This is a genomic window from Escherichia sp. MAL-1 (genome assembly GCF_052948035.1).
The window spans coordinates 2,011,982-2,033,713 of sequence record NZ_CM129609.1 but is presented as its reverse complement, the minus strand read 5'-3'; the positions used below and the strand labels follow the sequence as shown (position 1 = coordinate 2,033,713).

Annotated in this window: 20 protein-coding genes; 1 reads left to right on the top strand and 19 read right to left on the bottom strand. The window is 51.7% G+C overall.

Going from position 1 to position 21,732, the window contains the following annotated elements; all coding sequences use genetic code 11:
* Window positions 1–8: 8 nt before the first annotated feature.
* The 15 genes from flhE to flhD form a co-directional block, all read right to left on the bottom strand.
* Window positions 9–401: a flagellar protein FlhE gene (flhE, locus tag ACU8XX_RS09850; protein WP_001259584.1), complete on the bottom strand. Its 393-nt coding sequence runs from the start codon at window positions 399–401 to the stop codon at window positions 9–11.
* Window positions 401–2,479, bottom strand: a complete 2,079-nt coding sequence (gene flhA / locus ACU8XX_RS09845) for a flagellar biosynthesis protein FlhA (RefSeq protein WP_000066982.1) — start codon at window positions 2,477–2,479, stop codon at window positions 401–403. Before flhA ends, flhE begins: the two co-directional genes overlap by 1 nt.
* A complete protein-coding gene (flhB, locus tag ACU8XX_RS09840) occupies window positions 2,472–3,620 on the bottom strand; it encodes a flagellar biosynthesis protein FlhB (RefSeq protein ID WP_001278936.1) in 1,149 nt (382 codons plus the stop codon). The genes flhA and flhB overlap by 8 nt, the downstream gene beginning before the upstream one ends.
* A gap of 201 nt (window positions 3,621–3,821) precedes the next feature.
* Window positions 3,822–4,466 (bottom strand): protein phosphatase CheZ, encoded by a 645-nt coding sequence (gene cheZ, locus ACU8XX_RS09835; RefSeq protein ID WP_000983609.1) that lies wholly within the window; start codon window positions 4,464–4,466, stop codon window positions 3,822–3,824.
* 10 nt (window positions 4,467–4,476) lie between these two features.
* Entirely contained in the window at window positions 4,477–4,866 is a 390-nt protein-coding gene (cheY, locus tag ACU8XX_RS09830; protein ID WP_000763867.1) for a chemotaxis response regulator CheY, read from the bottom strand.
* Window positions 4,867–4,880: 14 nt separating this feature from the next.
* Window positions 4,881–5,930 (bottom strand): protein-glutamate methylesterase/protein glutamine deamidase, encoded by a 1,050-nt coding sequence (gene cheB / locus ACU8XX_RS09825; RefSeq protein ID WP_000036371.1) that lies wholly within the window; start codon window positions 5,928–5,930, stop codon window positions 4,881–4,883.
* A 2-nt stretch (window positions 5,931–5,932) separates the two neighbouring features.
* Complete coding sequence (gene cheR / locus ACU8XX_RS09820) at window positions 5,933–6,793, bottom strand: protein-glutamate O-methyltransferase CheR (RefSeq protein WP_032174079.1); 861 nt, start codon at window positions 6,791–6,793, stop codon at window positions 5,933–5,935.
* A gap of 18 nt (window positions 6,794–6,811) precedes the next feature.
* Entirely contained in the window at window positions 6,812–8,413 is a 1,602-nt protein-coding gene (gene tap, locus ACU8XX_RS09815; RefSeq protein WP_023157701.1) for a methyl-accepting chemotaxis protein IV, read from the bottom strand.
* Between the two features lie 45 nt (window positions 8,414–8,458).
* Window positions 8,459–10,120: a methyl-accepting chemotaxis protein II gene (gene tar / locus ACU8XX_RS09810; RefSeq protein WP_001297437.1), complete on the bottom strand. Its 1,662-nt coding sequence runs from the start codon at window positions 10,118–10,120 to the stop codon at window positions 8,459–8,461.
* Between the two features lie 144 nt (window positions 10,121–10,264).
* Window positions 10,265–10,768, bottom strand: a complete 504-nt coding sequence (gene cheW / locus ACU8XX_RS09805) for a chemotaxis protein CheW (RefSeq protein ID WP_000147302.1) — start codon at window positions 10,766–10,768, stop codon at window positions 10,265–10,267.
* 20 nt (window positions 10,769–10,788) lie between these two features.
* Complete coding sequence (cheA, locus tag ACU8XX_RS09800) at window positions 10,789–12,753, bottom strand: chemotaxis protein CheA (protein WP_016242205.1); 1,965 nt, start codon at window positions 12,751–12,753, stop codon at window positions 10,789–10,791.
* Between the two features lie 4 nt (window positions 12,754–12,757).
* Window positions 12,758–13,684 carry a flagellar motor protein MotB gene (gene motB / locus ACU8XX_RS09795; RefSeq protein WP_000795630.1) on the bottom strand — a complete coding sequence of 309 codons (927 nt, stop codon included), beginning with the start codon at window positions 13,682–13,684 and terminating at the stop codon, window positions 12,758–12,760.
* Entirely contained in the window at window positions 13,681–14,568 is an 888-nt protein-coding gene (gene motA / locus ACU8XX_RS09790; protein ID WP_000906340.1) for a flagellar motor stator protein MotA, read from the bottom strand. Before motA ends, motB begins: the two co-directional genes overlap by 4 nt.
* Before the next feature lie 126 nt (window positions 14,569–14,694).
* Window positions 14,695–15,273 carry a flagellar transcriptional regulator FlhC gene (flhC, locus tag ACU8XX_RS09785; protein WP_001291603.1) on the bottom strand — a complete coding sequence of 193 codons (579 nt, stop codon included), beginning with the start codon at window positions 15,271–15,273 and terminating at the stop codon, window positions 14,695–14,697.
* 2 nt (window positions 15,274–15,275) lie between these two features.
* The gene (gene flhD / locus ACU8XX_RS09780; RefSeq protein ID WP_001295647.1) at window positions 15,276–15,626 is read right to left on the bottom strand and encodes a flagellar transcriptional regulator FlhD; all 351 of its coding nucleotides are present in this window, start codon (window positions 15,624–15,626) and stop codon (window positions 15,276–15,278) included.
* A 777-nt stretch (window positions 15,627–16,403) separates the two neighbouring features.
* Between flhD and uspC the strand changes: the two genes are divergently transcribed.
* Entirely contained in the window at window positions 16,404–16,832 is a 429-nt protein-coding gene (gene uspC / locus ACU8XX_RS09775) for a universal stress protein UspC (RefSeq protein ID WP_000122426.1), read from the top strand.
* Between the two features lie 6 nt (window positions 16,833–16,838).
* Here the strand turns inward: uspC and otsA are convergent, their stop codons facing one another.
* The 4 genes from otsA to araG form a co-directional block, all read right to left on the bottom strand.
* Window positions 16,839–18,263: an alpha,alpha-trehalose-phosphate synthase gene (gene otsA, locus ACU8XX_RS09770; protein ID WP_001295646.1), complete on the bottom strand. Its 1,425-nt coding sequence runs from the start codon at window positions 18,261–18,263 to the stop codon at window positions 16,839–16,841.
* Entirely contained in the window at window positions 18,238–19,038 is an 801-nt protein-coding gene (gene otsB / locus ACU8XX_RS09765) for a trehalose-phosphatase (RefSeq protein ID WP_001295645.1), read from the bottom strand. Before otsB ends, otsA begins: the two co-directional genes overlap by 26 nt.
* Window positions 19,039–19,204: 166 nt before the next feature.
* Window positions 19,205–20,191, bottom strand: a complete 987-nt coding sequence (araH, locus tag ACU8XX_RS09760) for an arabinose ABC transporter permease AraH (RefSeq protein WP_024176539.1) — start codon at window positions 20,189–20,191, stop codon at window positions 19,205–19,207.
* 14 nt (window positions 20,192–20,205) lie between these two features.
* Window positions 20,206–21,720, bottom strand: a complete 1,515-nt coding sequence (gene araG / locus ACU8XX_RS09755) for an arabinose ABC transporter ATP-binding protein AraG (protein ID WP_001187819.1) — start codon at window positions 21,718–21,720, stop codon at window positions 20,206–20,208.
* Between the last annotated feature and the right edge of the window lie 12 nt (window positions 21,721–21,732).

Below are 21,732 nucleotides of genomic sequence, written 5' to 3'. Positions count from 1 at the left end.
TTTGTCCTTCAGCGATAATTCACAATCACTTCATTACGTTGTACTTTCAGCGACGGAATTAACCGCCCACCGCCAGGCACTTCCCAGATAAATCGCAACGGTTCTGCTGCCGCTATACCGGAAAAGGCCACGGTGGTTCCGCTCTGCCCCTCTAATTCGACACAACGAGATTGCGAACACAAGCGAACCCGCAGTCCTGAAGGTGTCGGGCCGATAAGCTGATAACGCCACGCTACCAGCGTCATCAATCCTGAAGCAGGTTGTCGCGTAGAAAGAGGCGCAGACGACATCGACTCACCGCGATGATTTAGCGTAATTCCTACACTACTTGCCTGCCACATCCCCTCCCCGGCGGCTTGCACCAGCAGCGGAAACAATAATATTGCTAATAAGGTTCTCATTATTTGCCGCCAATTATCGCCGTCATGCGGATATGTCGGTTATCAGACAGTTCCAGATTCGACAGGACCACTAACTGCGGCAAGCTGCGGCGCAGGAAGCGAGACAATAATGGTCGCAGCGCGTGGTTCACCAACAATACTGGCGGCGCACCCAGCATCTCCTGACGGGATAGCGCTTCCTGAGTTTGCGCCAGTAAACGATCCGCCAGCCCTGGCTCCAGTCCTCCCCCGCCCTGCAGCGCCTGTAGTAACAAACGTTCCAGCGGTGTATCGAGGCCAATAACATGGACTTCATCTTTGCCAGGAAACCACTGCTGGGTAATCGCCCGTCCCAACGCCACGCGCACGACGGCGGTTAATTCATGTGGATCGCTTTGGATGGGCGCATGTTCCGCCAGCGTTTCGAGAATGGTGCGCATATCGCGAATCGGTACTTTTTCATCGAGGAGATTTTGCAGCACTTTATGCAGTGTGGTGAGCGTGACGACGCCAGGAACGAGATCTTCCGTCAGCTTTGGCATCTCCTGGGCGACGCGATCCAACAGCTGTTGCGCCTCCTGACGACCAAACAGCTCTGCGGCATGCTGGCTAATGAGGTGGTTAAGATGCGTTGCTACCACCGTGCTGGCCTCAACCACTGTGTACCCCTGAATCTGCGCCTGTTCTTTTAGCGCACTTTCAATCCAGATAGCATTCAGGCCAAATGCCGGATCGACGGTCGCCTCACCAGGTAACGTCCCGGCAGCGGTTCCAGGGTTAATCGCCAGCCAGCGCCCCGGATAAGCATCACCACTGCCAATCTCCACGCCTTTCATCAAAATGCGATAGCGGGCAGGTTGCAGATCCATATTGTCGCGAATGTGCACCACTGGCGGCAGAAATCCCATCTCCTGGGCAAATTTCTTGCGGATACTGCGTATACGGCCCAACAACTCACCATCCTGCTGGAAATCGACCATCGGGATCAGTCGATAACCCACTTCCATTCCCAGAGAATCTTCCAGTTGTACATCGTTCCACGTCGCTTCGACAACGGTATTATTCTCTGCCATTTTTACCGGTTTGGGTTCGGCAGGCGCTTTTTGTTCGCGTCCGCGTATCCACCAGGCCAGCCCGAGCAATCCGGCAGTGAACAGCAAAAATACCAGGTTCGGCATTCCAGGCACCAGGCCGAGTAAACCGAGCACGGCGGCGCTTAACAACATAACGCTTGGGTTACTGAAAAGCTGATTCACCATCTGCTCGCCAACATCCTGATCGGTGCTGACACGCGTAACGATGACCCCCGCGGCGGTAGAAATCACCAGCGCCGGAATTTGTGCCACCAGACCGTCGCCAATGGTCAATAGCGTATAACTTTCCGCCGCGTGTCCCATGCTCATGCCATGTTGCAGCACGCCGACCAGCAACCCGCCGACAACGTTAATGACCATGATGAGGATCCCGGCGATGGCATCGCCGCGAACAAACTTACTTGCCCCGTCCATTGAGCCGTAAAAATCGGCTTCCTGAGTCACTTCGGAGCGGCGTTTTTTCGCCTCATCTTCACCAATCAATCCGGCGTTAAGGTCGGCGTCAATCGCCATCTGCTTACCCGGCATACCATCGAGAACAAAGCGCGCACCCACTTCTGCGATACGCCCGGCACCTTTGGTAATGACCATAAAGTTGATGATCACGAGAATGACAAACACCACGATACCGATAGCGAAATTGCCACCAACGAGGAAGTGACCGAACGCTTCGACCACCTTCCCTGCCGCCGCCGCGCCGGTATGCCCTTCCATTAAAATGATACGGGTTGAAGCCACGTTAAGTGCCAGACGCAACAGCGTGGTAAACAACAGAATGGTCGGAAACGCAGCAAACTCAAGCGTGCGCTGGGTAAACATCGCCACCAGCAACACCATGATCGACAAGGCAATATTGAAGGTAAACAACAGGTCGAGTATGAATGCGGGCAGTGGCAGCACCATCATCGACAAGATCAACAGGATCAAAATCGGTCCGGCAAGGATCTGCCATTGTGTCGATTTCAGGTTTGCGGGCAGGCGCAGCATCGCGGCCAGATTACTCATGGGTCGGTTTCTCGTTAATAAAATCCAGGGCTTCCGGCACCGGAAGATGAGTAGGTTGTACAGGGCGCTGTCCACCAGCCAGACGCCAGCGTTTCAGTTGCCAGACCCAGGCCAGCACTTCCGCCACCGCGGCGTACAGTTGACCCGGGATTTGTTGACCAATCTCCGCATGTCGATACAGCGCTCGCGCCAGCGGCGGCGCTTCAAGCGTCGGGACGTTATTTTCAGCGCCAATTTCACGAATGCGCAGCGCGACCAGCCCTGCACCTTTAGCGACCACTTTCGGTGCGCTCATTTTGTTTTCGTCATACTGCAACGCTACCGAATAGTGGGTCGGGTTATTGACAATGACATCCGCTTTCGGCACATCGGCCATCATCCGACGCCGTGCGGCAGCTCGCTGCATCTGACGGATCCGTCCTTTAACATGGGGGTCGCCTTCGCTTTGTTTGAACTCATCACGAATATCCTGCCGCGACATTCGCAGCTTTTTCAGGTGGCTGAAGATTTGGAAAAAGACGTCAAATCCCACCATTGGAATGACACCAAGCACCACCAGCAGTGCGCATAGCCCTACCAAATCCATCGCATTACCCATGGCGGTAATCGGAGACTCGGCCATTAAGCGCATCATCTGCGGCCAGTGATGCCAGAGAAAAAACCCCGTCACGCTGCCAACCAGGATGGTTTTCAAAATTGCTTTAAGCAACTCCGCGCCAGTCTGAGCCGAGAACATCCGTTTAATGCCCGGTAGCGGGTTGAGTTTGGAAAACTTCGGCTGCAAGGATTTGCCGCTAAATACCAGCCCTCCCAGCATGACCGGAGAAATGAGCGCCACCAGTACCACGCCGCTAATCAGTGGCAGCAGCGCCAGCATGGCTTCTCTGATCAGCAGAATAATCTGCCCGAGGATCAGATTCGGGTCTTTGATAATACTGTGATCAAAATGCAGCCCAGCGGAGAGCATGCCCGACAATCGACGGGCCAGCGACACACCGCCAAACCAGATAACACTAACGCCCACCAGCAAAATCAGCAATGAGGTCAGTTCACGGGAACGCGGGATTTGCCCCTCTTCCCGCGCTTTTTCTAGTCGGTGAGGTGTGGGGGCTTCTGTTTTGTCGTCGCTCTCGTCAGACACGTCGCCAATCCTGGAAAGAGTATTAAGCGTGAATGATGCCAGAGCGCAAAACGTTCAATGGTTTGAGTAAGGGGCAAAACAGGCGGGATTTAGGGCTTTTGCTGCCACACATCAAGCATAGTGTGCGTTTGTCGGATGCGGCGTCATCGCCTTATCAGACCGCCTGATATGACGTGGTCACGCCACATCAGGCAATACAAATCAAAATCCAAGACTATCCAACAAATCGTCCACCTGATCCTGACTGGCTACCACACCGGCTTTGCTGGTATCGACCTGAGGTCCATTAAGCAAACTCTGGTTTTCACGTTTTGGACGCGACTCCTGTTCCGGGATGTTTTCCAACAGCACCATCAGCAACTGGCGTTCGATCTCCTGAATGACATCCATCATCCGCTTAATGACCTGCCCGGTGAGATCCTGAAAATCCTGCGCCATCATGATTTCCAGCAGTTGCGCGTTAGTAAAGCTGGTATGCGCGGGTACATCTGCCAGAAATTGTCGTGTATCTGTTACCAGTTCACGGGCGTCGGCAAGGTCAATCGGATCGGCAAACCAGTCATCCCAACGTTGGGTTAACGCTTTTGCTGATTTCTCCATTTGATCCTGATGCGGTTGTGACGCCTCAACACTGTTCAGCGCCCGCTCCGCAGCCTGGGCGGTCATCTGCACAACATAGTACAAACGATCGCGCGCATCGGGGATGGCTTCCGCCGCTTCGGCAATGGCCTGATCCAGCCCCAGTTCCCGCAAACTGTCGCGCAGCATACGCGTCAGGCTGCCGATGCGCGCAATGATATCGCCAGCTGAATGCTCGTCAGCAGGTTTGATTGATGGTTGCATCATAGTCGCATCCTCACATGCCCAGTTTCTCAAAGATTTTGTTGAGTTTTTCCTCCAGCGTCGCGGCGGTAAATGGCTTCACCACATAGCCACTGGCCCCCGCTTGCGCCGCAGCAATGATGTTCTCTTTCTTCGCTTCTGCAGTCACCATTAACACTGGCAATGCCGACATCGCGCCATCCGCACGAATTGTTTTCAGCAATTCCAGGCCATCCATATTGGGCATGTTCCAGTCGGAGATAACAAATCCATAACCGCCTGCCTGCAACTTATTGAGAGCGTCGACGCCATCTTCCGCTTCCTCAACATTATTGAATCCCAGCTCTTTCAGCAGGTTACGCACTATGCGTCGCATGGTGGAAAAGTCATCCACAACCAAAAATTTAAGTTCTTTATCCGCCATTTCACACTCCTGATTTAAATACGTATCGCCTGTCCGGCACTAATTTTTGCCAACATTTGCTGGCTTACCTGGCTAAGATCGACCACTTCGCAGACACCACCCATATTGATGGCCTCGCGCGGCATGCCGAACACCACGCAACTTGCTTCGTTTTGCGCAAGGGTCCATGCCCCCGCCTGACGCATCGCCAACATTCCTGCCGCGCCGTCGTTGCCCATACCGGTCAGGATCACCCCAACCGCATTACGCCCCGCCTGTTTGGCGACAGAATGGAACAACACATCTACCGAAGGCCGATGACGGTTAACCGCCGGGCCATCATGAATTTTGATTTGGTAATTTGCGCCACTACGCGCCAGCTCCATATGCCGATCGCCCGGCGCGATATAGGCATGCCCCGGCAAAACACGTTCTCCGTCTTCGGCTTCTTTAACCCCGATCTGACAAAGCTTATTAAGTCTGTCGGCAAAAGAGCGGGTGAAACCAGGCGGCATATGCTGGGTAATTAACAGTGCCGGGCTGGAAAGCGGCAACGGTTGCAGTACGTGACGAATTGCCTCAGTTCCACCCGTTGAAGCACCAATCGCAATCAGTTTTTCAGAACTCAACAACGGCCCTGCCTTCAGCGTTGTCGGTGCCGACAATGGCTTATGTGCTGCAAGGCTCGCCTTTGCTGCTGTACGCACCTTTTCAGCAATCATTTCGCTATACGCCAGCATTCCTTCGCGAATACCCAGTTGCGGTTTGGTGACAAAATCTATCGCCCCCAGCTCCAGCGCGCGCAGCGTGACTTCTGACCCTTTGCCGGTCAGGGAAGAAACCATCACTACGGGCATTGGACGCAAACGCATTAATTTTTCGAGGAAATCCAGTCCGTCCATCCGCGGCATTTCAACATCCAGCGTCAGCACATCGGGATTGAATTTCTTAATCAAGTCACGCGCGACCAGCGGATCAGGCGCGGTCGCCACCATTTCCATGTCGCTATGGCTGTTGATGATTTCTGTCATGATCTGGCGCATCAGTGCCGAATCATCGACAGATAACACCCTGATTTTGCTCATCGTTAATCCTTACTTAGCGCATACACCGTCTGACCACGCAGCATGAAGCGGCGCTCAAGGTGGCTAAAGTTTTCAGAGTGACCCGCAAACAGCAATCCGTCGGGTTTAAGGAGCGGAACAAAGCGGCGCAAAATCTCCTGCTGGGTATTTTGATCGAAGTAGATCATGACGTTACGACAGAAGATCGCATCAAACGGCCCCGGCACGGTGTACTGTTTCGCCAGTAGATTCAGCGGGGCAAAATCAACATAGTTCGCCAGCTCCTGACGCACGCGTACCAGCCCTTCATGCGGCCCCGTCCCTCGCATGAAATACCGTTGCAGTTGCTGCGGCGTCAGGTTTTTCAACTCTTCATGGCGATAGATACCGCTTCTGGCTTTTTCCAGCACTTCGGTGTCGATATCACTGGCAAACACTTTCCAGCGTCCGGGCGCGGTGCCCAATGTGTCAGCCAGCGTCATCGCAATGCTGTACGGCTCTTCGCCGGTCGAAGCCGCCGCGCTCCATACGCGATACTCGCCAGAACGGCGACGTGCGTGATCCGCGAGCAGAGGGAAATGATGTGCCTCACGGAAAAATGCCGTCAGATTCGTGGTCAGCGAATTGATAAACGCCTGCCACTCACCGCTGTGCTGATTAGATTCCAGCAAGTTCAGATAATGACCGAAATCCGTCAGTCCCAGCGAACGCAAACGACGAACCAGTCGGTTGTAAACCATGTCGCGTTTATGGTCAGCCAGAACGATCCCGGCTCGTTGATAGATCAATTGACTTATCCGCCGAAAATGCGCGTCGGAAAGCGCCAGGCGCTCGGTCATCTGTAACAATAAAGACGTTTGCCCACAGGGCAGAGATGAAGTCATAGCGCCTTCTCAATCACTTCAGGATACCACTGGCGCAATTTGTAACTGCACCGACTCATGTCGTGCTACTTCATGTTCTTCAAGGGTAAATACCGCCACACGCGACGAAAGATGGTCGGCCTGATTCGCCAGTTGTTCCGTTGCCACCGCCGCTTCTTCTACCAGCGAGGCGTTCTGCTGAGTCACCTGATCCATCTGGCTGACAGCCTGTGCAACCTGCTCAATCCCCCGCTGTTGTTCTTCCGACGCAGAGGCAATTTCTCCCATAATGTCGTTCACGCGGGTCACCGAACTGACAATATCGATCATGGTCGCGGCGGCGTTATTCACCAGTTTCGAACCCTGCTGGACACGATTGACTGACTCTTCGATCAGCCCTTTGATCTCTTTTGCTGCCTGCGCGCTACGGCTGGCAAGATTGCGCACTTCACCTGCCACTACCGCAAAACCACGCCCCTGCTCTCCGGCGCGAGCCGCTTCCACTGCCGCATTCAGGGCCAGAATATTGGTCTGGAAAGCAATTCCGTCGATAACGCTGATAATGTCGCCAATTTTTTGCGAGCTGGTGGCGATCTCCTGCATGGTGTGAGTCATGGTACTGACCTGAACACCGCCCGCCTGCGCCGTTGTCGCGGCATTTTTTGCCAGTTCCGACGCCTGTCGTGCGTTATCGGCGTTTTGCCCTACCGTGGCGGTTAATTTCTCCATACTGGCGGCCGTTTGTGCCAGCGATGCCGCCTGCTGTTCGGTACGACTTGAGAGATCGTTATTGCCTGCGACAATCTCCGCGATACCAATGTGCATCTCCTGGCTTCCCTTACGCACATCACTTACCGTCCCACGCAAAGCCTGCTGCATGGTCTTCAGACTGGCAAAAATGGCGGTGATCTCATTACGACCATATACCGCAATCGGACGCGCCAGATTACCCGCAGCAATGCTGTCAAAATGGCTACCGATAATGGCCAGTGGTTGAACAATCATCTTGCGCGTCCACCACAGCGCACTGCTGATGTAGATCGCCGCAACAATAATCATGCTGATAAACACCAGTGCCGAAATCTGATAGTTACGCTGGCTTTGCGCACTGGCGGCTTCCAGCACATGGTTGATCTCCAGCTGCCAGGCCTCAAAGTTAACGTCAAACGCATTCTGTGATCCCTGCACCGGCGCAGTGAGGAAATCCGAAAGTTGATTACTTTCAAGCCAGGTCGCCTGATGTTCGAGATCGTTGTGCCAGCGGGCAAAACTTTTCTCCGTCTCTTTTTGCAATCCCCTGACGTGCTCGTTGCCCGCAGTCATCGCCATAAAACTTTTAAACAGCGTGGTGGATTGCGTCAGACTGGCGCGCGCCGTCGTCATCAACGTTTTAATGTCATCCGCCGGATAGCTAAGTGCCGTCAGAGTGCCCGCTTTGTTCAGCGCGGTACTGGCCTGTAACATTACCGCCCGAGTTTGCGCTAATGCCGCACGTTGCTGATTGCTCTGCTCGACCTGATTCAGTCGTTGCAAATCGTCGCGAAATGCCCAAAAAGACATGCCGTTACTGCCAATCTGCAAGATCCCGCAGAGAATCAAAATTAAAAACAGCGTGGTCGAAATTCGAATACGATTAAACATCAACGCTCCCCATCAGGCGGCAATGACCGCGTTAGTAAATACTCGTCAAAATGTTTCCCAGTTTGGATCTTGTTCAGCAATTCGCAGTCGTGGCTGTGCCGGTGGTTGCTCACTGGCAGGACGGGATGGTGTTTGCGGTTTATTGGTGAGTGGGCTGGCTGCCAGACGGAACGCGGAAACCGCTTGCGTTAAACGACTCGCCTGTTCTTCCAGCGCAGCGGCGGCGGCAGCTGATTCCTGCACCAGCGATGCGTTCTGTTGCGTGACGCGATCCATTTCCGAAACCGCCAATGCGACTTGATCGATGCCACGGCTCTGTTCATCCGATGCCGATGCAATCTCGCCCATAATGTCAGTCACGCGAGTGACAGCATTGACGATATTGTTCATTGTTTCCCCGGCGCTTTCGACCAGCACCGAACCGGTATCAACGCGTGAGACGGAGTCTTCAATGAGGGCTTTGATCTCTTTTGCCGCCTGGGCGCTGCGACTGGCAAGATTACGCACTTCACCCGCCACCACGGCAAAACCACGGCCCTGTTCACCCGCACGCGCGGCTTCAACCGCGGCATTCAGCGCGAGGATATTAGTCTGGAAGGCAATACCGTCGATAACGCTGATAATGTCGGCAATTTTCTTCGAACTATCGGCGATCTCATGCATCGTTTTCACTACGCCATCCACCACTTTGCCGCCGTGCTGGGCGGTGTCGGAGGCACTTTGCGCCAGTTGCGAGGCCTGGCGGGCGTTATCGGCGTTTTGCTTCACTGTCGCGGTGAGCTGCTCCATGCTGGCGGCAGTTTCTTCCAGCGCGGATGCCTGCTGTTCAGTACGGGAGGAAAGATCGGTGTTGCCCGCCGCAATTTCACGGGTACCGGCATAGATGGCATCTGAACCTTCGCGGACATGAGTGACGGTGTCAGTCAAAGAGCGTTGCATATGTGAAACGCTCTGCGCCAGGTCGCCCATTTCACTGCGCCCGTCAATGGTCAGGGTATTCGCCAGGTTACCACCGGCGATTTCGCGAATGTGAGCAATAATTTTTGCCAGCGGAGTAAGCAACATACGGCGAATGCCGTACCACGCCACCAGCAGAATCAATACCACCACCAGCGCGATAACCGCCAGTTGCCACTGGGCAAATCGGTAATCATCTGCGTTGTCAGTGACGATATCGCGATACAGTTTTTCACTGCTGAGGGCGTACTGAGCAAACGCTTCGCCCATTGCATTTTGCATTCCCTGGGTTGGCTGAGCGAAATAAGCTCCAGTATTGCCATAATCTAGATAATCAATCAGTTCAGTTAACGCTGTGTAATAGTTTTTATATTTTTCATCAATATTACGACTGGTAGCGACCATTTCAGGTAACGGTGCCATGCTTTTGAATTTTTTATAATGCGTCGCTGCCTGCGCCAATGTTTTCCTGGCGCTATCGAGCAATTCAACTTTGGCGTTACTTTGTTGATTGGAGGAATCCATCATCATCCGTACCGCTGAACGACTCAGGTTAATGCGCGTTTGCAGCATTAAATCCCAGGTTGACGTCAGCTCGCCCTGCTGTTCCCGTAATTGATTGGAAACCACAAAGCTCTTCTGGCTATGGTGAAGGGAAGAAAAAAACAGACTGCCGGAAATAAGCTGTAACAGTGCGAATACCCCCAGCACCATTACCAACAGCGTGACTACGCGGATACGGTTAATCATAAGGCACCTTCCTGAAAACAAGTTGATCTCGTTATCGGCAAGGAGGGGGGAAACTTTATTGCTGATGCCACCCGCCGCGAAATTGAAATAAAAAACCCGATGCGCAGATCATCGGGTTCATTTCAATTGAGGAAATCGGGAGAATTACGCCACTTCTGACGCCGCGCTATCTAACAGCGCCATCTCTTCGCTGTTCAGCAGTTTTTCGATGTTCACCAGAATCAACATCCGGTCGCCCAGTGCGCCCAGTCCAGTGAGATATTCTGTTGAAAGCGTCACGGCAAATTCCGGTGCCGGACGAATTTGCTCCGCCGTCAATGAAAGCACGTCTGAGACGCCGTCAACCACGATGCCGACCACCCGCTGTCCGAGATTCAGGACGATAACTACCGTGTTGTCGTTATAGTCCACATCCACCTGGCTGAACTTAATTCGTAAGTCAACAATCGGCACAATAACGCCGCGCAGATTCGTGACGCCTTTGATAAACGCTGGCGTGTTCGCAATCCGTGTTACCTGATCGTAGCCACGGATCTCCTGCACTTTCAGGATATCAATACCGTACTCTTCATCACCAAGGGTAAATACCAGAAATTCCTGGCCTGACGGCTCGCTGGCCAGCTTTGTTACATTCGTCATACCGGTCATATTGTTACCTTTTTACTCATTCAGGCGGCGGTGTTCGCCATACGTTGTTCGCGGTTTATCGCCTGCAAGGCGGAGACATCAACAATCAGTGCCACGCTGCCGTCGCCAAGAATGGTCGCAGCAGAAATGCCGGGGACTTTGCGATAGTTACTTTCAAGGTTTTTAACCACAACCTGGTGTTGACCAATTAATTGATCCACCAGCAAGGCGTAGCGGCGACCGCCACTTTGTAAGATCACCACAATTCCCTGGGTGGCTTCGGTTTTCGCGCCCGCGACGTTGAACACTTTCCACAGTTCGACGATGGGCAGATATTCACCCCGCACTTCCAGCACCCGCTCGCCGCCGGCCAGTGGATGGAGATCGGCTTCACGGGGTTGCAGTGATTCCATAACAGCATTCAGCGGCAGAATGAAAACTTCATCCGCAACGCGTACGGACATGCCGTCGAGGATGGCCAGCGTCAGCGGCAGTAAAATGCGGATCGTAGTGCCAGTACCCTGCTTCGACTGGATTTCGACATGACCGCCCATCTCCTGGATATTACGTTTAACGACGTCCATGCCGACGCCGCGCCCGGAGACGTCGGTGACCTGCTCTGCCGTGGAGAAGCCAGGTGCAAATATCAGCATCGCGACTTCGTCGTCGCTCATATTTTCGCTGACAGTCAAACCTTGCGAGGCCGCTTTTGCCAGAATTCGCTCACGGTTTAGCCCCGCCCCATCGTCGGTCACTTCAATGCAAATGTTGCCGCCCTGATGTTCGGCAGACAGAATTAAATTTCCGACGCTGTTTTTACCTGCGGCGAGCCGTTTTTCTGGCAGTTCAATACCGTGATCGAGGCTATTGCGTACCAGGTGGGTCAGCGGGTCGATAATGCGTTCTATCAGGCTTTTGTCGAGTTCAGTAGAACTGCCCACCAGCGTCAGTTCTACCTGCTTGCCGAGTTTTCCCGCCAGATCACGCACCAGCCGGGGATAGCGACTAAAAACATATTCCATCGGCATCATGCGAATCGACATCACTGATTCCTGCAAATCACGGGCGTTACGTTGTAACTGCCCCATGCTGGTTATCAAATCACCATGATTAACCGGGTCCAGTTCGCTGGAACGCTGGGCAAGCATGGACTGGGTGATAACCAGCTCGCCGACGAGGTTAATTAATTGATCAACCTTTTCTACCGCTACACGGATGCTGGTGGATTCATTGCTGCGCGTCGTTTTTTCCCGCTCCACGCGGCCGGTTGGCGCTTGTTCGGCTGCCAGTTTAAGCACTGGTGGGGTGGATATTTTTGGCGAGACTTCTACTGTTTCAAAGGTAATCTGATTGGCTTCAATCACAAAACAGAGTACCGCTGTGATGTCATCTTCGGCGATGTCGCCCGGTAATATTGCCGAGAGCGAATCCGCCCCTTTCACCACGTCAGTTAACGTTGTCAGATGTCCCAGTTCTTCTTCCAGCAGGTCGACTTCCCCGGCCTTCAGGCGCGAAAGGATAATTCGTCGCGGCGACTGACTGCGACTCTGCTCATCTTGCGGTTCACTTTTGGCAACCACACTTAATCGGGTCACTGCGGATGGCGTTTCGCCTTTCGCTTCTAATGCCAGTTGACGCAAGGCCTGGCAGATATAATCGAAGCTGGCGGCATCCGGCTCTTGCGACTGTTTATAAGCGTCGAGCTGTTCTTGCATGATGTCCTTCGTTTCCAAAAACAGATTGATAATGTCGGTGTTGAGTTGCATCTCACCTCGTCTGGCTTCATCGAGCAGGTTTTCCATCAGATGCGTGGTTTCCTGCAAAACGCTGAAGCCAAAAGTTCCTGCCCCTCCTTTGATCGAGTGGGCAGCCCGAAAGATGGCATTCAATTGTTCGGCATCTGGCGCTTCCGGCTGCAAAACCAGCAAATGCTGCTCCATGTCAGCCAACAGTTCGTCCGCTTCATCAAAAAATGTCTGATAAAAATCGCTTATATCCATGCTCACGCTGTCACCTCGGTTCGGCTGATGGCATTGTGGGAACACTGACCTGTGGTGCAACCTCAGGTTTTTCCAGGGCGCTTACTGGCTCATTCTGGCTTTCGGCGTTTTCATGCAAAATGGCCTGTTCGGCTTGTTTGTTCAGTACCAGCAGGCTGATGCGACGGTTGACGGCATCATCAGGTCCGCGATCGCTTAAGCGCATCGTTGCCGCCATGCCGACGACACGTAACACTTTGCCGCTATCCAACCCTCCGACCATCAGTTCGCGGCGGGATGCATTGGCCCGATCGGCAGAAAGCTCCCAGTTGCTATATCCTTTCTCACCGCTGGCGTAGGGGAAATCATCGGTATGACCTGAAAGGCTAATACGGTTGGGAATACCGTTCAGTACAGGCGCAATGGCGCGCAGAATGTCGCGCATATAGGGTTCGACATCGGCACTGCCGGTTCTAAACATCGGGCGATTCTGGCTATCGATGATCTGAATACGTAGACCTTCCTGGACCAGATCGATTTTGAGATGGGGACGTAACGCCCGCAGTTTCGGATCGGACTCTATCAACTGGTCGAGATCACCCCGCAATTTCCGCAATCGACTTTGCTCCATGCGTTTTTTCAGCTCTTCGATGTTCGGCTGCTTATTCACTTCCCCCTGGCTTTGGGTGTAATCATCACCACCGCCGGGAATTGGGCTTTCACTATTAGAAATGCGATCGCCGCCCGTAACCGCAGTCGCCAGTGGAGTCCGGAAGTACTCCGCAATCTGAATCAGCTCTTTTGGGCTGGAGATGGAGATCAGCCACATCACCAGAAAAAAGGCCATCATCGCAGTCATAAAGTCGGCATAAGCAATCTTCCACGATCCATGTGCTGCCCCGTGGCTTTTGGCTTTGCGTCGTTTGACGACAATAATCGGATGCGCTTGATTCTTCATGCTTCCTCGGTTGTCGTCTGTTGTTGCGGATTTTTCACCGCACGCACATGCTCTTCCAGTTCAATAAACGACGGACGTTCGCTGGAATAGAGCGTTTTGCGACCAAACTCAACGGCGATAGGCGGTGCGTAACCGTTCAGATTAGAAAGCAGAGTGACTTTGACGCACTGCATCATTTTGCTGGTTTCGGCGCTTTTCTGACGTAAAACAGTCGCTAATGGGGAAATAAATCCGTAAGCCAATAAAATGCCGAGGAAAGTCCCCACCATCGCATGTGCGATAAGCGCACCCAGCTCGGCGGCAGGACGATCGGCTGAACCTAACGCGTGAACGACCCCCATTACAGCCGCAACAATACCAAACGCCGGAAGTGAGTCCCCGACCAGCGCCAGACTGTTCGCCGGGACTTCTGCCTCGCTTTCGTGCGTCTCAATCTCTTCATCCATCAGGGCTTCGATTTCGAAGGTGTTCATGTGACCGCTGATAATCAGGCGCAGATAATCGACGATAAAATCAAGCATGACGCTATCCGCGAGGATGCGTGGGTAGCTGGCGAAGATCTCGCTCTCACGGGGATTTTCAATATCACGTTCCAGCGAAAACATCCCCATCTGCCGCGATTTTGCCATCAACCGATAAAGCAGAGCCAGCAGATCCATATACATTGCTTTGGTGTATTTGGAGCGACGAAACAGCAACGGCAGCGCCTTCAGCGTGCCTTTAATCGCTTTGCCATTATTGCCGACGATAAACGACCCAATCCCTGCACCGGCAATAATCACCAGTTCAGCGGGTTGATAGAGTGCTCCAAGGCTTCCACCGGTCATCAAATAACCGCCGAAAACTGTACCGAGAACAACCAGGTAACCTAATAAGATAAGCACGACATCATCCTTCCACTGTTGACCATGACAGGATGTTCAGTCGTCAGGCGTTAACGCGCGATTGGGGCAAAAAAAAGCAGCGGTACGTCGTTACCGCTGCTGGAATGTTGCGCCTCACCGTATCAGTTAAACAGCCTGTACTCTCTGTTCATCCAGCAGTTGTGGGATAATATCGGCAGGATTCTGGGAAAGTTTACGTCTTTTTACTGCCCTGGATGGCGGTTGACATAAGCTGCAGGCAAAGCTGCCAACAGGCTGGTGAGCGTGGGTAATAAAATTGCCGCCGCAGCAGTTGCAGCTGGAAAGTTGCAGTAATCCACTTTCAACAAACCGCACCAATGTCCAGGCACGAGTTAATGCCAGCAGTGGTCCTTCTTCTGCTTGTGGGCACTGTTCAAGGTATAAACGGTAGGCTTTGATCACCGCATCGACGCCATTACACAAACCGGTTTTCAGTAAAAACTGCCATGCATTACAGAACATCGAAGCATGAACGTTTTGTTCCCAGGTCATAAACCAGTCGGTTGAGAATGGCAGCATGCCTTTCGGCGGTGGGCTTCCGCGCAGTTCTTTATAAAGTTTTATCAGGCGTCCGCGACTTAACTGTGTTTCGCTTTCCAGCATCTGCAAACGAGCGCCCAGGGTGATCAATTCCATTGCCAGCTGAATATCCCGCGCTTCCTGAACAATGCTTTTTTCACTCATGATCAGGCCCTTTTCTTGCGCAGCGCTTCTTCAGGCTGATTAACATCATTCAGCAAGCGTGTTGAGAGCATGATGCCGGTATGAATTTGCTGGAGATCGTCAACGCGGGAATCTTGCGTCAACTGAGTAATCGTCTGGTGGCTGTCAAAACGGAAGTGACAAACCAGCTGATTGGTTTCTGCCAGCTTAACCATTTGCGGAAGAGTCAGTGCCGCTAATGTTGTCGCCATTTCTTCATTTATGCCGAGACGAAACATAGCGGACGCTTTGTCCTGAACAATCAGACGCTGTGCAAGTAGTAAATATGACAAGTTGATGTCATAAATGTGTTTCAGCAACTCGGAGGTATGCATTATTCCCACCCAGAATAACCAACTTTATTTTTATGCGGTTTCACCGCACCCTGTGATGTCGCCGGGAAGCCCCGGTAAAAATAATTAGCATTAGAATAGTTGCGATAAGCTGCAATAAGCAGAGCCACCTTTTTGGTTTAATAAGTCCTTACAAATAGAAGGGGGCCTTTACACTTATCTAAGATTTTTCCTAAATCGACGCAACTGTACTCGTCACTACACGCACATACAACGCAGGGGGCTGCGATTTTCAATAATGTGTGATGCAGATCACACAAAACACTCAGTTACTTAACATAAATGTATAAGTCATACTTTTGTTTTGGGTGTATTTCAATCTGTTAAAAAGTTTTTCGCTACGCTAGCAAGCAAAAATGAAACAGGAATAATCGAAATGGGATGTTGCGCACAGTTAAAATAACTCACCGTAAATAATCATCTGCTATAAATAATCACTTTCATGCAATACCAGATAAGCTATTTTTAAACAGACACTTACCGCACAACAAACTAATTAAATACAAAGAAAGGCAACAATCAACATAATGTTAATGAAATGTTTTACATATATTAACCACTTGTTTAATGCGGAGAATCAGTACACTATTTTCTTATAATTACATTTGAAATTATATGATCACCGGGAGTGATTGATTAATTGTCTTTACTAATAATCAGACTAATATTTACCTGTTTGACCGAGTTGGGATTGCGTCGTTTCTCCATTAGGAGTAAAGCTTTAATGTCACCTGAAGTTCACAGAATAAGGAACAGGTTATGAGCTATAGCAATATTCTTGTCGCTGTTGCGGTTACACCGGAAAGTCAGCAACTGCTGGCAAAAGCGGTATCTATCGCCAGGCCAGTAAAGGGACACATCAGTTTAATTACTCTCGCTTCCGACCCGGAAATGTACAATCAATTAGCCGCGCCGATGCTTGAAGATTTACGCAGCGTGATGCAAGAAGAAACGCAAAGCTTTCTTGATAAGTTAATTCAGGATGCGGGGTATCCCGTTGACAAGACGTTTATTGCCTACGGTGAGTTAAGCGAACATATTCTGGAAGTATGTCACAAACATCATTTCGATTTGGTGATTTGCGGTAATCACAATCACAGTTTCTTTTCGCGAGCATCCTGCTCGGCGAAAAGAGTGATTGCCTCAAGTGAGGTCGATGTGCTGTTAGTTCCACTTACGGGTGATTAACCGCTCCTACGCAAGCTTTGGAAAGGTAGCAACTTTATCGCGCTGCTGGCTTTCCGCGCTTCGCGGAACTATCTGCTTTAGGTCGCTAATGAAGCACTCCTGCCAGTGGTTAATATCGTTTTTCACGATAACGTCCAGCATTTCTGCATGACGGGAAATACGTTCCGCCAGCGACATAGTCAATGCACGATCCAGCGCAGCTGCAACTTCGTCACGATCGTAGGGGTTAACAATTAACGCCGACGTTAACTCGTTTGCCGCTCCCGCAAATTGCGAAAGAACAAGAACGCCCGGATTGGCTGGGTCCTGAGCAGCAACATACTCTTTTGCTACCAGGTTCATCCCGTCACGCAGTGGCGTCACTAAGCCCACGTCAGAGTAGCGGAATATTTTCATCAGTAATTTACGGTCAAAATGCTGATTCAAATAATAAAGCGGCGTCCAGCCTAATTGCCCGTATTTACCATTAATTCGTCCAGCTTCATTTTCGAGCTGATGACGAATATCCTGATAGGCTTGCACATCACCACGCGACGTTGGTGCAATCTGGGTATAACGAATTTTACCATGATGCTGCGGATATTTTTCCAGCAACGCTTCATAGGCGAGAAAACGCTCTGGCAAACCTTTGGAATAATCCAGCCGTTCGACAGAAAAGATATTTTGTACGTTTTTCAGTTCCGCTTTAAGTTGCGCCAGTTTTGGCGGCAGTGGCCCGGCAGCCTGTTTGGCTATTTCTTTCGGTTCAATGCCGATCGGGTAGACTTCTGTTCGAAATGCTTTGCCCCAGGCTGTATGGCTTTTTGCGCTACGTGTCGTGACGCGGGTCAGGTTAGAAAGACAATCCAGGAACGCCAGACGATCGTTTTCTGTCTGGAAACCCAGCAAATCATAATCACAAAGCTGTTCAAGCAAGGTGTCATATGTCGGCAGCGCGTTGAAGATTTCCGGTGTCGGGAAAGGAATATGCAGAAAGAAACCAATGCGATTATTCACTCCCCGTTTGCGTAATTCATGCGCAAATGGCAACAGGTGATAATCGTGGATCCAGATAATGTCATCGTCTTGCAACAGCGGCAGTAATTTATCTGCCAGCAACGCATTTACGCGTAGATAGCCGTCCCAGGCAGGACGCTGAAATTGCACCAGATCGAGCCGATAATGAAAAGCGGGCCAGAGAACGGCATTGGAGAATTGGTTGTAGTATTCGTCAAGGTCCTGTTCGCTGAGGTTAAAAGAGGCCCACGTAATGTTACCTTTTTTCACCTTTTTTAGCGGCTGATCCTCATTCCCTGTTTCACCACTCCAGCCAAACCACAGTCCGCCTGCGGCTTTCAGTGCCCCCAGTATGCCAACGGCAAGGCCACCGGCACTGGCGGCGTGCTCGTCTGGTGGTGCAATCCGGTTAGATACTACGACTAAACGACTCATAGTCATCACTCCTGTTATTTTCTCTTTTTTGTTGTAATGCGGTGGTTATCATTTCAAGCCAGCTCCAGACATCCGGCACACCCGCCAGTCGCCATGATGCCTGAGTTGCACCTGTGCCAATTTTTACTGACATTCCGCCCAGTCGGTTAACGACTGCGAAGCCAGATTCATCGGTTAAATCATCGCCCAGAAATACGGGCGTTCGCCCGATAAAGGGAGCTTCCTGCATAAAAGCTGCAATTGCCTCACCTTTACTGGTACCTCTCGGTTTGATCTCGACAACACACTTTCCCTGCTGTAACGCCATTTGTGGCCAGATCTGAGTAATACGTTGCGCTAATGTCATTAATGCGTCTTCATGCTGCGGAGCCTGACGATAATGCAGCGCAAAAGCCATCCCTTTCGCCTCCAGCTCCGCGCCGGGATACTGAGCGATGACTGTATGCAGTTGCACGCTAATATCACGCGCAATCGCATCCGGCAGATGAACGATATGTGTTTTACCATTGATGTCACGGCGCTCCGCCCCATGCACGCCCGCTAACGGGAAGCGATAAGGTTTTGCCAGTGCGTCAAGCTCCACCATTGAGCGCCCTGATATCAATGCCAATGCACCATCACTTGCGGTTGCCAGTAGCTGTAGTCCTTGCAGAATATTGTCAGGCACGACGACCTGATCGGGATGCGGTTTGATTTCCGCCAGCGTTCCATCAAGATCAAAAAACCAGGCATATTTCGCGGATAGTTCAGGGGTTTCGGTTAACGGTTCTGTCACCCGGTTCTCCTCCTTCTCTTTTCTTATTGTGTTGCGCAGAACGCGCTTTACAGACATGTAAGTATAGACAGTGTGACGGGGGTCGCCATTTGCAACGAAGAACAGCCAACCGTTATGGCGGTTGGCTATGGTGGGAAAAAACGCTAAATTATTGCAGAAAAAAGCATCAGACAGTGCGTTTCGCTTTTTGCTTGTAACGGTCGAAGATCACCGCTGCCAGCAGGATTAAGCCGCGAACCACGTACTGCGCGAAAGGAGAAATATTAAGCAGGTTCATGGCGTTTTCCACGGTGCCTAAAATTAAGATACCCGCCACCACATATGAGATTTTTCCGATGCCACCTTTCAGAGAAACGCCACCTAAAACGCAGGCGGAGATAACAATCAGCTCATAACCAATCGACGTCATTGGCTGCCCACTGGTCATACGTGAAGCCAGAATAATTCCGGCTATCGCTGATACCAGGCCTGAGAGAACAAAGATAATAATTTTGGTGCGAACAACCGGTACACCCGCCAGACGCGCGGCCTCTTCGTTCCCGCCAATCGCCAGGGTGTTACGACCAAAGGTGGTTTTATTCAGCAGCAAACCAAAGATAATCAGACACGCGACGGTGAGCCAGATTGGCGCAGGCAGACCGAACCAGTTGGCGTAACCAAGGGCAAAGAAGCTTTCATCTTCGATACCGACCGCTTTACCGTCTGAAATGATGTACGCCAGACCTCGAACAATCTGCATCGTTGCCAATGTCGTGATCAGAGCATTTATTTTCAGTTTGGCGATAACAAAGCCATTGACCAGGCCACAGAGAACGCCCAGCAACAACCCCGCTGCCACGCCAATCCACAGGCTTTCAGTCAGGTTAATAAACACCGCCGTGGTGACACCCGCACAGGCAATTACGGAGGCGACAGAAAGGTCAAAGTCACCGGAAGCGAGGCAGAACAACATGCCACAAGCCACCATCCCCGACATGGAAATTGCCAGGCCCAACCCTTTCATATTAATGAAGGTGGCAAAATTTGGGACAAAAATGGCACAGGCGATAAAGAGCACCGCAAACACCACCAGCATGCCGTACTGATCCCAGATACGCCCGAAGCTGAATGACGACTTAGGTGCGCCAGACCCCGATGTAGAAACAGAAGACATCATACTCTCCTTACTCAGGCAACAGCCTGGCTGACTTTAGGCATCGCAAGGCTCAGTGCCTGACGCTCATCTGCCTGCTCGTGTAACAATTCACCGGCGATTTCACCTTCCCGCATCACCACAATCCGGTCGGCAACGCCGAGGACTTCAGGTAAGTCGCTGGAGGCAAACAGCACCGCCACGCCCTGCGCCGCCAGCGCATAAATTACGTTATATATTTCGTGCTTAGCGCCAACATCAATGCCGCGCGTAGGTTCATCCAGCAAAATGACCTTCATCTCTTCCGATAACCAGCGGCCCAGAATGGCTTTTTGCTGATTTCCGCCTGAGAGATTCATGATCAGTTGCTCCGCGCCCGGCGTTTTGATGTTGAGCGAACGAATGTGGTGATCGGCATTGTTTTCTTCCCAACCGTTGTTGATTACACAACCGCCGAGCACATGTTTACGTCTGGCACTGATGTTGATATTGTCGCGAACGGAGTGCACGGGAATAATGCCTTCCGCTTTGCGATCTTCCGGGCAGAGCATCATGCCTGCGGCAATGGCGTGGCTCGGTTTACGAATATCGATCGGCTGTTGGTCGATATAAACCTGACCGGCGGTGATTTGCGTCCCGCCAAACATGCCTTTCATTAATTCGCTACGCCCCGCCCCTACCAGACCAAACAGCCCAACAATTTCACCACTGCGAACCGCCAGACTTATTGGCGTACGCACGCCTGGTGCTTTCACAGCATCAAGACGTAGGCGCTCCTCGCCATAACTACGCGGTTGCCAGCCGTAGATATCGCCAATGTCGCGCCCGACCATCGCCTGCACCAGCGCGTCGTGGTCAACCTGCTGCATATCGGTAAAGGTTTTGACATAACGTCCATCTTTAAAGACAGTAATGGCATCGCTGAGGGCAAATATTTCTTCCATACGGTGAGAAACGTATAAGATTACCCGCCCCTCTTTTCGCAGTTCACGAATAACGCGGAAAAGATTGTCGATTTCACGGGCAGAGAGGGAGCTGGTTGGCTCATCAAAGGCGATAATTTTGGCGTTACGCGCCAGCGCTTTGGCGATTTCAACCATCTGCCACTGACCAATGGAGAGATATTTCAGCGGCGTGTCCGGGTCAATATCCATACCAAGATGTTTAAGTTGTAAACCCGCCTCATAATTCAGCAATGAGCGATTCACAATGCCGCCTTTATGCGGCAGCTGGCCGAGATAGATGTTTTCCGCGACGGTCATTTCCGGCACGAGATGCAGTTCCTGGTAAATAATCGCCACGCCCGCGTTAAGTGCTGCGGTCGTGTCGGAAAAGGACATTTCCTGCCCATTAATCACTACAGAACCCGTGGTTGGCGCATAGTTGCCGCTGAGGATTTTTAAGAGAGTTGATTTTCCTGCGCCATTTTCACCCATCAACGCATGAACCTGACCGGCATAGCAGTCAAAACTAATATCCGTCAGCGCCTTAACGCCGGGAAACGTTTTACCGATGCCGCGAAATGAGAGATACGGGGTAGACTGTTGCATAACGTCTCCGTG